11 protein-coding genes are annotated in these 13,999 nt (G+C 39.2%); 10 read left to right on the top strand and 1 reads right to left on the bottom strand.

All coding sequences use genetic code 11. From position 1 onward, the window contains the following. The first annotated feature begins 512 nt into the window (after nucleotides 1-512). The 3 genes from FZC78_RS02715 to FZC78_RS02705 all read left to right on the top strand — a co-directional run bounded on the left by FZC78_RS02715 (nucleotide 513) and on the right by FZC78_RS02705 (nucleotide 2,826). Nucleotides 513-971 carry a hypothetical protein gene (locus FZC78_RS02715; RefSeq protein WP_148938147.1) on the top strand — a complete coding sequence of 153 codons (459 nt, stop codon included), beginning with the start codon at nucleotides 513-515 and terminating at the stop codon, nucleotides 969-971. Continuing rightward, on the top strand, nucleotides 971-1,489 hold the full coding sequence (locus FZC78_RS02710; protein ID WP_148938146.1) for a hypothetical protein: 519 nt from the start codon (nucleotides 971-973) through the stop codon (nucleotides 1,487-1,489). Before FZC78_RS02715 ends, FZC78_RS02710 begins: the two co-directional genes overlap by 1 nt. A gap of 266 nt (nucleotides 1,490-1,755) precedes the next feature. After that, on the top strand, nucleotides 1,756-2,826 hold the full coding sequence (locus FZC78_RS02705) for a hypothetical protein (RefSeq protein WP_148938145.1): 1,071 nt from the start codon (nucleotides 1,756-1,758) through the stop codon (nucleotides 2,824-2,826). A 635-nt stretch (nucleotides 2,827-3,461) separates the two neighbouring features. On the opposite strand, the gene FZC78_RS02700 is transcribed toward FZC78_RS02705, so the two are convergent. Further along, nucleotides 3,462-3,656 carry a hypothetical protein gene (locus FZC78_RS02700; RefSeq protein WP_148938144.1) on the bottom strand — a complete coding sequence of 65 codons (195 nt, stop codon included), beginning with the start codon at nucleotides 3,654-3,656 and terminating at the stop codon, nucleotides 3,462-3,464. Between the two features lie 560 nt (nucleotides 3,657-4,216). Between FZC78_RS02700 and FZC78_RS02695 the strand changes: the two genes are divergently transcribed. From FZC78_RS02695 to FZC78_RS02665, 7 genes are all read left to right on the top strand, one after another. Next, on the top strand, nucleotides 4,217-5,368 hold the full coding sequence (locus tag FZC78_RS02695; protein ID WP_148938143.1) for a sugar diacid recognition domain-containing protein: 1,152 nt from the start codon (nucleotides 4,217-4,219) through the stop codon (nucleotides 5,366-5,368). Nucleotides 5,369-5,491: 123 nt separating this feature from the next. After that, the gene (locus FZC78_RS02690; protein WP_148938142.1) at nucleotides 5,492-6,760 is read left to right on the top strand and encodes a GntP family permease; all 1,269 of its coding nucleotides are present in this window, start codon (nucleotides 5,492-5,494) and stop codon (nucleotides 6,758-6,760) included. Nucleotides 6,761-6,780: 20 nt separating this feature from the next. Then, the gene (locus FZC78_RS02685; RefSeq protein ID WP_148938141.1) at nucleotides 6,781-7,911 is read left to right on the top strand and encodes a glycerate kinase; all 1,131 of its coding nucleotides are present in this window, start codon (nucleotides 6,781-6,783) and stop codon (nucleotides 7,909-7,911) included. A 1,147-nt stretch (nucleotides 7,912-9,058) separates the two neighbouring features. Beyond that, nucleotides 9,059-11,191, top strand: a complete 2,133-nt coding sequence (locus FZC78_RS24805; protein ID WP_148938140.1) for a collagen-like protein — start codon at nucleotides 9,059-9,061, stop codon at nucleotides 11,189-11,191. A 1,615-nt stretch (nucleotides 11,192-12,806) separates the two neighbouring features. Beyond that, nucleotides 12,807-13,298, top strand: coding sequence for a CBO0543 family protein (locus tag FZC78_RS02675; RefSeq protein ID WP_148938139.1), 492 nt, complete (start codon nucleotides 12,807-12,809; stop codon nucleotides 13,296-13,298). Then, nucleotides 13,295-13,726 (top strand): CBO0543 family protein, encoded by a 432-nt coding sequence (locus FZC78_RS02670; protein ID WP_148938138.1) that lies wholly within the window; start codon nucleotides 13,295-13,297, stop codon nucleotides 13,724-13,726. The genes FZC78_RS02675 and FZC78_RS02670 overlap by 4 nt, the downstream gene beginning before the upstream one ends. A 90-nt stretch (nucleotides 13,727-13,816) precedes the next feature. Then, nucleotides 13,817-13,999 (top strand): helix-turn-helix domain-containing protein (locus FZC78_RS02665; protein WP_148938137.1); only part of this gene is annotated, 183 nt, incomplete at its 3' end.

Genomic DNA, 13,999 nt, shown 5'->3' with positions numbered 1-13,999 from the left:
TATTCTATACTGATTTTGGCGGACAGTATTCTTTAGAAGAGAATGGATCACATATGAAGATAATACTGCCGACAATTCATCACCGTTTGTCTTAAAAGCTATGTAGTGGCTGAGGAGCATCCGGGTAGTGTCACTGTGACAGAGTTTAAGGGGAAATTTGAGAGCTGCTGATGGAGTTTTGCATAAAGTTAAAGGGGTAGTCGGTTAAGGAAAACATGCGTTTGACAGGAGAGAGTTATCTTTTCATAAAACCCTGTGAAGAGGGGATTATGCACTGAGAATTTACTGAGGATGAATATGTGACATGGGACAGAGAGACTGGTTCATTTTTAAAATCTGTATATTGTATCAAGATAATGAAGAAAATGAATAATGTACATACTAAACCAATTATTACGTAAACAGAGCCCAAGTAAACATCATTTATATTGGCGATGACCAACTATTCATGTTAATCCTTGGTGGGTACTCTTTTTAAGGAGCAGGGGATCTAAAGATTAAGGGTGATTCATATGGTTTTAGCTGTATATTTAGTAACGTGCTGGCTGGTTGTTGGTTTATTGGCTTTTATTAAAAGGTCCATAAGTAATAGGGAAATAGGTTTTTACTTTCTTTTCTTCACTTTAATGAACAGCCACTTATATGAAATAGTGGCTGCTATATTTAAAGCTATCAGTTTTAATGATGATCCCAGTAAGTATATAGCTTATACTCTATACAAATGTTTCGTTGTTCCATTAGTATTAACATTTTTCTTTGTATTGGTATTCAATACAACAGGAATGATTGCAAGGTTCATGCAGGCTGTTGGCATGCTTCTTTTAATTGGAACTTTTGAGTGGTTTAATACAAGTGAAGAGCTTGTGACATATGCTAAATGGTCCATCCATTTTTCTTTGTTATTTGTAACACTATTGATGATACTGGGGTTTCTGTGTCATAAGGTTTTTAAAAGACTGGGGTGGACTTAATGGAAGGTTCATTCTTGTTGGTAGAGGAACGTTTTGGTCTAAATGACATTTTTGTAATAAGTTTAATTATTGTTTTATACGGTCTTATTTTCACCATAAAAAGTCCTTTCCGAAACCGGATGATCTCTTTTTTACTCATTATGTGGGGGATTGTCGTTGCTGGTTTATTTGATAATACACTAGGTGCATCACCCTATGATTATTATGATATTATGGATGGTGAAAAGTATACTGATATGGATTTAGTAGCCTATCTTTTATATGGGCCCTTCGGCTACTTCTTTATATATATAATGGAAAAATGGAAAATTAAGAATATCCGGCTTTTGCTTTATATCCTTGCTTGGTCTCTAATGGGTATAGCGTTTGAATATGTAAATGTAAAGGTGGGTGTGTTTATATATAAAAATGGATATGAGTTATTTTTTTCCTTCCCCATTTACCTCTTTACTCAAACTGCGCTGGTGTATTTTTATAAATTTATAATCAGTGATGGAGTAAAAACGCTGTCACAGTGACTACCCGGTTTATGTCGAAAATAGTGGATGTTAAAACCTCCGTCAAGTGATGTAAAAAAAATACAAAGGTTTGCTTGGAAGCGGATGATATAGATCATTTGCTTCTTTTTTTTGTAAAGAAGGGGGATGGCGAGTATGGATGTATTAAAATCGAGGGAATTCGGGATTGAGTGGGACAAGGAACTTCTTTCTCAGTGATTGTACTAGTTTAATTAGTTACATAGTGGAAATGATACAAGTAAACGATACTTTAAAGGGGATTGTACATGAACTTTTTAATAAATGCGCCAATAAAGTTGTTTGATCAAGTAGATGGATATGGTGATATACATAACGTATTAGGTTTTGGTGATCCTCATGTTGTAAAAATTAAAAACCAATGGTGGATGTTTATTAGTGGATTTCAAACTAATTTTAAAAATAATATTTTTACCGCAACCCTTCCTGAGGGGAAAACACTCAGCTCTAATGAATGGAAAATTACGACTCAATCAGGGCATCCCAAAAAGGCAAATCCAATATTCGAAAACTCAGAGAAAGGAAGCTGGGATTACTTTGGTTTTCATACACCATTTTATGTTTCCGGAAGAGGTACGGATGGGGATATCGTTGAACGCGTGTATTATACTGGTAGAGGATCAAGAAAAGTGGTGGATAATACATCCCCCTATTCCATCGGAGTCATAGAAAAAAGAGAAGGTGTTTGGAAGCGTCATCCCACACGAATTCTAGCGGGAACGAAAGAAAGTCCCAATGTTCTTGAATCAAAAGTAAGCTACATAGAGGGAAAGTGGAGAATGTGGTATGTAACTACTAAGAAGGAAACTGGAAAGAAGGGGACTCCTCAATATTGTGTTAAATACGTTGAAAGCGACGATGGGCTGCACAATTGGTCCCAACCTAAAACCTTATTTAATGAAGATGAAAATTACTACGATGCAACAATCCACAAGTCTTATCGGGGCGGTTATGGAATGGCTGTTTGTAGAAGTACAAATTTATATGGCAGGCACCCATTTCCTAAACAAGGTCTCTGGCTGCTAGAAGGTGCCGAACCAAATGGAGACCGTGGAAATTGGTCTCGTTCCCCTAAGTTAATTTTGGATTGTGATGAAGGTGCGGAATGGTATAGGAATGGAATAGGCTATCCCAACGGTTGCTATGGTGAATCGAAACAGGATCAGGACAAATTATATTTATTCTTTACGGGCATACACCAAAAACGTAACTGGTTAAATATTTCATTATCAAAATTAATGAAAGGGAAACGTCCGCCTTTTCCTTCGCCATTTTACTTTACTATTGGAAAAGTGGAATTGAAAAGACTGAAAGAATGAAGCTAGCTCGATTTCAGCTGAATTGTTATAAACAGGATATTGGTTCACAGTATAAATAAGCTATTCAAAAAAATGAATCCATAACTAGCTAGGTTGGGAACAGCATACTTCTATTGGTAAACACGTAGGCGCAGCCTGGTAAATTCCTTGGCGTAAGCCGGTAAGAAAGATGGCAGAGCAGGTAATATCTCTTGGCTGTCTTCAAGAAAACTTGTGCCATATTCAGAAGGAAACTTCCTTCAAGTGATGAAAAAATCAATTTAAAGGTTTGCTTGGGAGCGGATGATATTGGTCATTTGCTTCTTTTTTTGTGTGCATGAGCGCGCAAGTATGGCTGTATTAAAACAGAGGGTATTCAGAAATGAGCCATTTGAAATAAACCGTTTTGATGAATTACTTACTTCGGGGACAATGAACCTGTCCCTCTGTCTCCCCGGATTGCTGCCTTCTTCAGGATATCAACACTGTCACACTGACTATCCGGTTTACTTCCTAATAACAAAAAGTGTATCACAGAATGACAGACTGTTTACCACTACATGAATAATGATTGTTTTACGTAGTAGCCTCCAACTTTGAACTTATGCCCAGGGAGGAATAATAAAAACGGTGAAAGAGTTCACCGTTAATTTAATCTATTTATTTTGAGTTATTTCTTTGTAGTAAAGATAATCGACCTTGTGCTTTGTAGCCAGTAGTTGGGAAGCTAAAATAGCTGTGTAAACAGTAGTAAGGACAATTGCTCCAATACCAATACCTGAAAGGTTTACTTTGTTTGCAGTGCTCAAGCCATTATTATTAGTAGTATTATTATTAGTCACCTCGGACATTGAAAATCCTTCCTCCTTATGTGATTATAAGGAATATCCTCTCTCAAGGCTTAAAAATTATACAGAAAAATTCAGCTAATACTCAACAGTTCAATGAAACGATTCGATAGAAGATATTAATCCATAATTAGCACAGTGTGATAACCTAAGCCTAATTCCTCAGTAAAGATCAGTAGGATTAGACTTCTTTTATAAAACCATGAACATACTTCTATTGGTAAACACGTTGGCGGAGCCTGGTAAATTCATTGGCGCAAGTCGGTAAGAAAGATGGCAGAGCAAGTAAAATCTCTTGTTTGTCTTCAAGCAAAACTGTGTCATATTCTGAGGGAACCTCCGTCAAGTGATGAAAAAATTAATATAAAGGTTTGGTTGGGAGCGGATGATATAAATCACTTGCTTATTTTTATGTATATGAGGGGATCGGGAGACTGGATGTATTAAAACAGAGGTATTCAGAAATGAGCCAAATGGACTGAACCGTTTTTATGAATTACTTACTTCCGGGACAAGGAACCTTCTGTCTCTTAAGAAAATAGATGAAAAGGAGGAGCAAATGAATGACCATATATCTAACTGAACAACTTGCTCAAGAAATCGTCGATCGAACCATGGCAATCCTTCCTTATAATATCAATGTCATGGACCAAGAAGGGGTGATCATTGGTTCAGGTGATAAAAAGCGTCTTTCGGCAAAACATGAAGTAGCGAGTGAAGTATTGAGGAGAAAAGAAGCAGTAGAAATTGGAGGTTCCGACACGGAGAATTGGAATGGGGTCAAAGAGGGAATTAATTTACCGATTATGTTTCAAGGTGAGATCCTTGGTGTTGTAGGAATCACGGGAGCCCCTGATGTAACGAGAGGATATGGAGAATTAGTGAAGATGACAACAGAAATGATTATTGAGCAGGCTTATTTGCAAAAGCAATTACAGCTTGATAAACGAATAAAAGAAGAGTTTGTTCATCAGTTGCTTAACGGCAGCCATCTGGATGAGAATTTATTTTTTGAAAAGGCAAAGGCGTTACAGATTGATTTGCTGCTTCCAAGGGTGGTTATAGTCGTAAAGAGTCACTCGTTTGAGTTGGATCGAAAACAGAAAGTAGAGCGGATGATCAACAACATCATCGAACATGACGACCTCACTGTTACTACTTATACGGGCGAGATCGTGATTGTAAAAAAAGTATTCATCCAAGATGGCCAGTGGGAAAAGGAACGTACAATCAGCACGGTTCGAATTTGGCTCGCTCAGCTGAGTAAAATCGACCCTGCCGTCAAAATAGCGATTGGAAATTATTATTCGACATTTAAACGTCTCTATCAATCTTTTAGTGAGGCGAAAGAAACCATAACGGTTGGAGAAAAGTTAACACCTGAAAAGAACATCTTCCTATTCAGTGACCTTTCTATTTATGTGTTCATGAGTAAATTAGCAAATCAAATCGAAAACAATCCATTTTTTGAATTGATTCATAAGTTAAAGGAAGAGGATGAATTAGGAAACCTTCAGAAGACCTTGCAGGTGTACATACATGAAAATGGAAAAGCGATCAATACAGCCAATAAATTATTTATCCACAGAAATTCGCTTCAGTATCGTTTAGAACGGATTAAGGAAATCACGGGCAAGGATCCTAGAAACTATCAGGATTTATTTGAATTGTATCTCTCCCTTGTTATTAATACTTTTGTGAGTGAGGAAAAATGAGTTGTGCGGATGAACAGAGAAAACAGGTTTGAATACGTTTTCTTCTGTTCATCCGAACGATGAATTGTGTATGTAAAGCGCTTACAATAGGTACTAATTAAGATTCAACTAGGGGGTATAACAATGGATGTTCAAGTAAGCGCTTTAGGTGCGATTATAGGTTTAGTATTAGCAATTGTTCTTATATTCAGGAAAGTTCCGCCCGTCTACGCATTAGTAGGAGGAGCGATGGTTGGTGGTCTAGTTGGGGGAGCTTCTGTTCCTGAAACCGTTGATCTAATGATGGGCGGAGCTCAAGGCATCATCCCTGCTGTTCTGAGAATTTTAGCAGCTGGTGTGCTTGCAGGGGTGTTAATTGAGTCGGGAGCAGCTGCTTCCATTGCAGAAAGCATTGTAAAGAAAATTGGGGAGAAAAAAGCATTATTTGCCCTAGCGATCGCGACGATGATTTTAACAGCTGTCGGTGTGTTTGTCGATGTAGCTGTCATAACCGTGGCGCCCATTGCTCTAGCGATTGCCAGCCGTGCAAATCTATCAAAAACGGCAATATTACTAGCGATGATTGGTGGAGGTAAGGCAGGAAATATTATGTCACCCAATCCAAATACGATCGCGGTCTCAGAAGCTTTTGGCGTATCGTTAACATCGGTCATGGCGGCTGGGATCATACCGGCGGTTGGCGGATTAATTGTTACATATGTCCTTGCGAAAAGGTTAGTGAATAAAGGTTCGAAAGTATCACTTGATGAAATTACACAAACAGATGGTCAAAAGCTGCCATCCTTCTGGCTTGCCATTATTGCTCCGCTCGTTACCATTGTGTTACTGGCACTACGCCCGTTATTTGACATTGTAATCGATCCGATGCTTGCGCTTCCAATTGGCGGACTTGTCGGTGCGTTAGTGATGGGGAAAATGACATCGATCAATACATTTATTGTTTCTGGATTAAACAAGATGTCTGGTGTGGCTGTTTTACTTTTAGGAACAGGTACCCTTGCTGGGATCATCTCGAACTCTGGACTTAGAAATCTCTTAATTGACGGGATTGATGTGCTTGGATTGCCGGCCTATGTGCTGGCACCGGTTTCAGGTATTTTCATGTCAGCGGCAACAGCATCAACGACGGCAGGTGCGGCCGTTGCAAGTAGTGTGTTTAGTACAACGTTACTCGAATTAGGTGTAGCAGGTCTTGCCGGTGCAGCCATGATTCATGCAGGTGCAACCGTCCTGGATCACCTCCCGCACGGAAGCTTCTTCCACGCAACCGCAGGAAGCGTGCTGATGAACTTCCAAGAAAGGTTAAAGCTGATTCCATATGAGTCCCTTGTTGGATTAACGATTGCCATCATATCAACACTGATCTTTGGCGTATTTAAACTATTTTTATAAAAATAAGGGAGGGATCAACCATGAAAAAAGTGGTCATTGCACCAGATTCATTTAAAGAGAGTTTAACAGCGTTAGAAGCAGCCAATGCGATCGAAGAAGGGCTGAAAGAAGTTTTACCTAATGTTGAATTTGTAAAAGTTCCTATGGCAGATGGGGGCGAAGGAACGGTTCAATCGTTAGTCGAGGCAACGGGCGGGAAGATCGAGCATGCGACGGTAACCGGCCCGTTAGGAGACAAGGTAATGGCGTTTTACGGACTGCTTGGAGACGGACAGACAGCTGTCATAGAAATGGCCGCTGCCTCGGGGCTTGAGCTGGTGCCGATTACTAAGCGTGATCCCATGACGGCAACGACTTTTGGAACAGGTGAATTAATATCCATTGCTCTCGATAAAGGTGTGGAACGGATTATTATCGGAATTGGGGGAAGCGCGACCAATGATGGCGGCGCTGGAATGTTTCAAGCTTTAGGTGGAAGATTACTAGATGGAGACGGTGTGGATATTCCCTTTGGAGGAGCGGCGCTTGCCAACCTTCGTCGAATTGATCTGACGAATCTTGATCAGCGTCTTCATCATGTGGAAGTGGATGTGGCGTGCGATGTTGATAATCCACTAACTGGTCCTAAAGGGGCTTCTGCGATATATGGCCCGCAAAAAGGAGCAACCAAGGAGCAAATAGAGTTGTTAGACGCTCATTTGGTTCATTATGCCAATGTCATCAACCGCGACGTGGGCAAAGACATTCAATTTATACCAGGTGCAGGAGCTGCGGGTGGGTTAGGAGCAGGATTGCTTGCCTTTTTATCTGCAAGCCTCAAACGCGGCGGGGACCTTGTCATTGAAGCAACGAAACTAGCAGAAGCGGTACAAGATGCCGACCTAGTCATTACAGGAGAAGGCGGCATTAACCATCAAACGATTTATGGAAAAACCCCCATTTGTGTAGCAAAAACAGCAAAACAATATAATGTACCCGTCATTGCCCTTGCAGGTAGTTTAACCAACGATTATACCAATGTGTATGACCACGGCATTGATGCAATCTTCAGCATAGTGCCAGGAGTGATGACGTTAGAGGAAGCGCTTCAAAGTGGGTATGAAAATTTGAAAAATACTGCCCGGAATCTTGCTGTAGTGATGAAGTTTTAGATACCAAAAATGGGCTTACTTTAAGAAGAACAATAGCAATACAATATCAGTTGCTGCACAGTACAATCAAACTATTAAATTGAATATACTCCATAATTAGTATGAATATGGAAGACCTAAGCCTCATACCTCGGTAAGATATAGAGGATTAGGCTTTTTTATTTGTAAACTCTTGATATACTTGTATTGGGAAATAATTGTCGCAGCCTTGTAAATAAAAGGCTTTTTTCTAAAGGTTTAATGAGCCTTTTTTGTTTATTCTCTATTTATTACATACTGCTGCTTGTCAAAACCAGCATGGTCAAACCGATTACATACCTGGAAAAGAGTAAAGTGAACCCTTATTTCTTTAACTTGGAAACAATTGCGTTCTTTCTCATTCTGGTGGTTTATATCCATAGTGTGGGTTAGGGTCCTTGAGGGAGTATGAGATAGGTGGATTATCATGCATTTAGAGATTCCTTCATCCAGCGAGCAGAATCAACCAAATAGAAAGGACTTCTAGCTTTAAACAAGCTGAAGTCCTTTTTGCTGTGAAATCATTCGTTTCATCTGTTACTGAGAGATCGATAGCATGGCAATACTGAGCTGCAGAAAGATCCTTTTTTATCCTGCTATCCTTTTTATAGTCAAGCAGAGAAGTATTCTATGGACCCGCGCTGGAGAAGATTTTGTTCTTATGCTTCTCGGTAATGGCAGCATAAGTTCTTTTAAATATCTTGTATTTCTGCTGCATAAATAGAGATAGTTTCATAGCATTGGTACATCAGTAACATAAATTCTTCTCTTTTTTAAAAATGAATAGTTGGAACAATACGGCGATAATCTGCCTCGTATTTTCACAAAATATTCTATTAGGAAGGTTAAGGAATTCTCTATTTTGGTTGCTGCTATCACCAGCAGATAAGGTAGTCATTAATGAATCCTTCTTAAGAGCATATAACCGAGATTACAGACTTTCACTGGTAAAAGGTACCCCATTCCTATCCCCAATATAATCTTCTCACTGCCTCAACCCAATCAACTTTTCATAGACTCGAATAGTATAGTAGCAGCTATTCATATAGAAGAACAGTTTCATAGTCTTATCAACTGAGATTACTTCGGTAGGAATAGTGTTCAAATTTAAAAGGGAGGTAAGAAAACTATGTCTATACTTTCAACGGGACCTATTGTGAACAACCCGTCCAATGGGGAAAGGCTTACTCGACAAGTAACAGTGAAGATTGACAACCGTAGTTCAAGTAATTCCGCTGCCGTTCTCATTCAAGGTTATTATCTTAATGGTTCCCGCGTATTATATGTGTTGGAATCTCTGAATGTTTTGCCAAACGCGGTGATCACAAGGAATTATTTTGCAGACTTAGATGGATTCGAGTTTGTCTTTACAGTTCAAGGAGCTGCTGAAGAAGAAGTACAAGTTTCGACTTGGGGAAAAAATGCTAATGGGCAGATAGTTGCAGCACATCGTGTCGTGTCTGAAGAGCTATTAGGTACTGATACTGGACCAGTTGGACCAACGGGACCTCAAGGAGCGACCGGACCTCAAGGAGCGACCGGACCACAAGGAGCAACGGGAACTCAAGGAGCAACCGGACCTCAAGGAGCAACGGGACCTCAAGGAGCGACGGGACCTCAAGGAGCAACCGGACCTCAAGGAGTGACCGGGCCTCAAGGAGCAACGGGACCTCAAGGAGCGACGGGACCTCAAGGAGCGACGGGACCTCAAGGAGCGACCGGACCTCAAGGAGCAACGGGACCTCAAGGAGCGACCGGACCTCAAGGGGCAACCGGACCTCAAGGAGCAACGGGACCTCAAGGAGTGACCGGGCCTCAAGGAGCAACAGGGCCTCAAGGAGCGACCGGGCCACAAGGAGCAACGGGACCTCAAGGAGCAACCGGACCACAAGGAGCAACGGGACCTCAAGGGGCAACGGGACCTCAAGGAGCGACCGGACCACAAGGAGCGACCGGGCCACAAGGAGCAACGGGACCTCAAGGAGCGACCGGACCTCAAGGAGCAACGGGACTACAAGGAGCGACCGGGCCACAAGGAGCAACGGGACCTCAAGGAGCGACCGGGCCTCAGGGAGCAACGGGGCCTCAAGGAGCGACCGGGCCAGCAGGAACCCCGGTACTAACAGGAGTAGGCTCACCAACCTGTGATCTCGGTAATGAAGGAGATCTTTATATCGATACCTCCACAGGGAATACTTTTTATAAGCAGCTGCAGCCTGTTCCTCCTGCAGCAAGACCGATTCCGACTCCAACAGGAAATACCCTGCTTGTAGGATCCACTCAAACGTTTACCACGATAGATGCTGCTTTAGCCGCAGCAGTCAATGGTGATCGATTATTGCTTGATGCTGAAACCTTTATTATAAATTCCACTATAAATGTTAATAAGTCGGTTACGATAGAGGGTCAAGGAAAAGGCGCAACGACTGTGATTACTACGAATAACGGTGTAACGAACATGTTTAATGTGACAGTATCGAATGTTGTTTTCCAGAACATGTCCCTCGTTCAAGATTTCGTGTCAGTAACATCCACTGAGACCGTCATTAGAGTAGGGAATTTATCAGCTGTCGGAATCTATGTCGATAACTGTGAGATTTCTGTTTGTGAGTTTGGTATTTCACTGATTGCAACAGAATTTCAAATTACCAATTGTGATTTTGTTTATTCACCTAATGCTGGGCTGAACAACAGTTACCGGTATATCAATATTGCTTCTACATCAGGTCAAAGTATTATTGATACAAATACTTTTGTCTCGGATTCAGGAGATACCAGGTGCACCTTCATCATTATTACAAATGTATCAGTTAGTTCTGGTACATTGACGGGAGATTTAGTCATCAGAAATAATACTCAACTGGCTTCTCCATTTACTTTGCGGCATCTTCTTCTTATAGAAGAATTTACAGGTGAAAATTTTGGTCTCTATATTATCGATAACACAACCATTAGTGAAGGAAATGTTCCTGTCTTACTGTTTGGGGCGATCTTGAATATTTTTAAATTCATCGCTTTCTATGGAAATACCGTCCAAAATACTGCTGGAAAAGGAATTGCCGGCATCGATTCCTTTTATATAGGCAGCACAGATATATTCAGTACTGACAATACAATTGTGAATGAATTTTTCGTCGCAGGCTGGGCATCTGCCACTGAACCAGAAAGCTTTATCGTCGGTTATAACGCAGACGATATTCCTGTGGACCCTGATCTTCCGCTCAATCCATGTTATTGGTTATTGCTGAGTGAATTTGTATAAGGGTTCTTTTTATACACTGTCACAGTGACTACCCGATTTATTTCGAAAATAGTTTCTTTTAAATAACTACGGGTTTTTCTAAGGGCACTGAAAATCTAGAGATTTTAAAATTTTCTTTTTATGAACAAAGATAAAGTCAACTTTCCTTCCTTAAATAGGAAGAAAAAGTTGACTTTTTTCATTGAATGCAATGTATCGAATCATTTGGGCACATTTGCCTGTCAGGAATGCGGCCTTTTTCAACTAGTCCATAAAAAAATGCTAACTCAAACCAGTGACCGATGAGACTTTCCAATATGGCCCAGTATTCTAAATAATATATAGAGGAAAAAAGTTCCCTTATTTACTAAGAAACATTGAAAAAAGCTAAGATAGGGGAAGAAAATTCCCTTATTTAACTAAATACACTTAAAAAATGTTCTGTTTTATCATATAACGGAAAAAAGTTCCTCTATTTACCCAGTATTTAACTTGGATTAACGAATAAGGGAAAAAAGTTCCCTTAATTATACCGCTGGGTACCCAATTAATGAAATGACAGGCGGCTTTCGTTATAAGACCTGATCCATCAAGTGCCTACTCAGATGAGCCGGTTATCTTCAACGGAAACCAAAGCTCTTTCATAATATCTGAAGCGGAAAAGGCAAGTTTTACAATTAATAGTCTTTGTTGGACTTTTTCAGTGCCCACGTTTTTCTAGCTAGTCTTCTTTCAAAGTAGTGAGGATACCATTCATGGTACTTTCACATCCAAGTCATATTTATTTATCTAAATTGATTTAAGTTTCAGTTGCTGGCATCCATTTAGGACGTCAGCATTTTTTGAAAAAATTTGATTTGGGATGTCTTTTCCACGCTAACACACCTATATACAAACTAAAAACGTATATAGGGAGGTATACATATCACTGGCAGTATAAAATCTTTTCTTTACTACAGAAAACTCTTTAAGAGGTTTAAATTGTGATCTATAAATAGGATAAAGCAGCTTTCTTGCTAGATAACAAACATGATTTCATTTCTACTTTGGCGTATTCGATCTTAAGTGATTATATAAACGGGAATCTCTACATGGTTACTACGGGTCTGCAGCATTGCTTAGTACCCAACCAGGTATTCTTGAAATAACTCCTCGTTGGGGATTGTGCAGCAGACAATACTGCTTCTATTAGAGTTACTAAAAACAATGGGTTTGAAAAACCAAAGAGTTATTCGATAGTTGTAAGAAATATATATAGGGCGAATATCTTTTGGTATATTCCTTAGCGTAAGTTGGTAAAAAAGATGATAGAGTTGGACAAATCTTTGGCTTTATTGGAGTGATTACGGCCATTGAAATGTACCACCTGTGACATATTATTTACCCCCTAATGACAAATAGTGTACCACAGAATGACAGACTGTTTACCACTCCCTAGATTAACCTCGTATAAAGGAGTAGACTCAAACTGCGCAACAAAGAAATTCATTTTTAGGTGAATTTGTGCAGTGAAACACATAATCTAACAGGCTCATTAATAAAAGAATTAATTGTATTTTACATTTTACTTATAAGAATATATAAACCAATAATGGAAAAGATAATAAAAAACTCTTCTTAAGGGTGTTTCTTAAAAATGAATCTTGAGAGATGGTTTCTAACAGGCTTTTCATTGTTATGTATTTTTGCGTTAATAAAACTAGTTCCGAAAGGTAAATCAAGAGACGCATGGGTATTATTCTTGTTTCTTCAAGTTATAACTTGGCCCGCTGGCTTATTTGCTGTTGAAAAGGGATGGATTGAATATCCCACACAATTATTACCTCAAGCAAATATGTATAACAAGACAAGTTTCTCGTTTGAGTTTTTCTTATTCCCAACAGTCGCAATTTTTTTTAGTTTATATTATCCATATAACATCAAAAGGTTTACCGCTTTTTTATATTACCTCTGTTTTTCGGGGTTTTTCACATTGTTTGAAGTAGTACTTGAGAAGTATACAACACTGGTGGAATATGACGAATGGAAGTGGTATTGGACTTTAGTAACTGTCATTATTTCATTATTTATTAATCATAAATACTATCTTTGGTTTAGAAAACGATTGATAAAGGTTGATTATAAATGAACAAAGAAGTATCGATACTATTGTTATCATGGCTACTATCAATCATTGTATTGATACAATGTGTACCTAAAGATCGCAAAAGAATTGCTCACATAACATTTTTATTTGGACAAGGTATTGCATGGATCTATCAATATGCTCAATTATTATGTAACTTGGTGGAATTTCCATATAGAGAATTTGAGAATGCAACAAAAATGAGTTTCTCTTTATATTTTCTTATCTACCCGACATTTGGAGTCATATTTATTATGTTTTATCCCATAAATAAAGGAAGGGTAAGAATAATCATTCATTATTTGACTTTTACTATTGCTTTAACAACTTTTGCTGCTTTAATCGAAAATTATAGTTTACTTTACCATTGGAAAAATTGGAATATATATAGTGGATTATTAAGTAATTTAATTATCTTTTTTGTAATATAGATTATCATATTAAGTCGAACGGCTCGTAAATTAAAATAGCTCAAGTGGGTACACAATAGTTAACGCCAATCAACTAAGGAGTGTTCCCAAATGAGCTATACCCATATCGTACCACAGGAACGTGTATTAATTGAAAGTTATTGCCTGGAAAAGAAATCGCTGTCTTACATTGCCTCACAGTTGAAAAGAAGCAAGAGCACCATTAACTACGAGCTAAAACGCTGTAAGCCTTATAATGCCCTGCAGGCTCAGCTCGACTACGATGCCAAGCGG

The sequence above is a fragment of the Rossellomorea vietnamensis genome, assembly GCF_008180415.1.
Classification (GTDB): Bacteria; Bacillota; Bacilli; order Bacillales; family Bacillaceae_B; genus Rossellomorea; species Rossellomorea vietnamensis_C.
Note: the sequence above shows the minus strand (reverse complement) of the source record. Positions and strands in the feature narration are given on the sequence as shown.

Bases quoted from the DNA above. Each gene is read 5' to 3' on its own strand.
- FZC78_RS02685 (WP_148938141.1), top strand. From the start codon at position 6,781: ATGAAAAAAGTGGTCATTGCACCAGATTCATTTAAAGAGAGTTTAACA.
- FZC78_RS02675 (WP_148938139.1), top strand. From the start codon at position 12,807: ATGAATCTTGAGAGATGGTTTCTAACAGGCTTTTCATTGTTATGTATT.
- FZC78_RS02670 (WP_148938138.1), top strand. From the start codon at position 13,295: ATGAACAAAGAAGTATCGATACTATTGTTATCATGGCTACTATCAATC.
- FZC78_RS02700 (WP_148938144.1), bottom strand. From the start codon at position 3,656: ATGTCCGAGGTGACTAATAATAATACTACTAATAATAATGGCTTGAGC.
- FZC78_RS24805 (WP_148938140.1), top strand. From the start codon at position 9,059: ATGTCTATACTTTCAACGGGACCTATTGTGAACAACCCGTCCAATGGG.
- FZC78_RS02710 (WP_148938146.1), top strand. From the start codon at position 971: ATGGAAGGTTCATTCTTGTTGGTAGAGGAACGTTTTGGTCTAAATGAC.
- FZC78_RS02705 (WP_148938145.1), top strand. From the start codon at position 1,756: ATGAACTTTTTAATAAATGCGCCAATAAAGTTGTTTGATCAAGTAGAT.
- FZC78_RS02690 (WP_148938142.1), top strand. From the start codon at position 5,492: ATGGATGTTCAAGTAAGCGCTTTAGGTGCGATTATAGGTTTAGTATTA.
- FZC78_RS02695 (WP_148938143.1), top strand. From the start codon at position 4,217: ATGACCATATATCTAACTGAACAACTTGCTCAAGAAATCGTCGATCGA.
- FZC78_RS02715 (WP_148938147.1), top strand. From the start codon at position 513: ATGGTTTTAGCTGTATATTTAGTAACGTGCTGGCTGGTTGTTGGTTTA.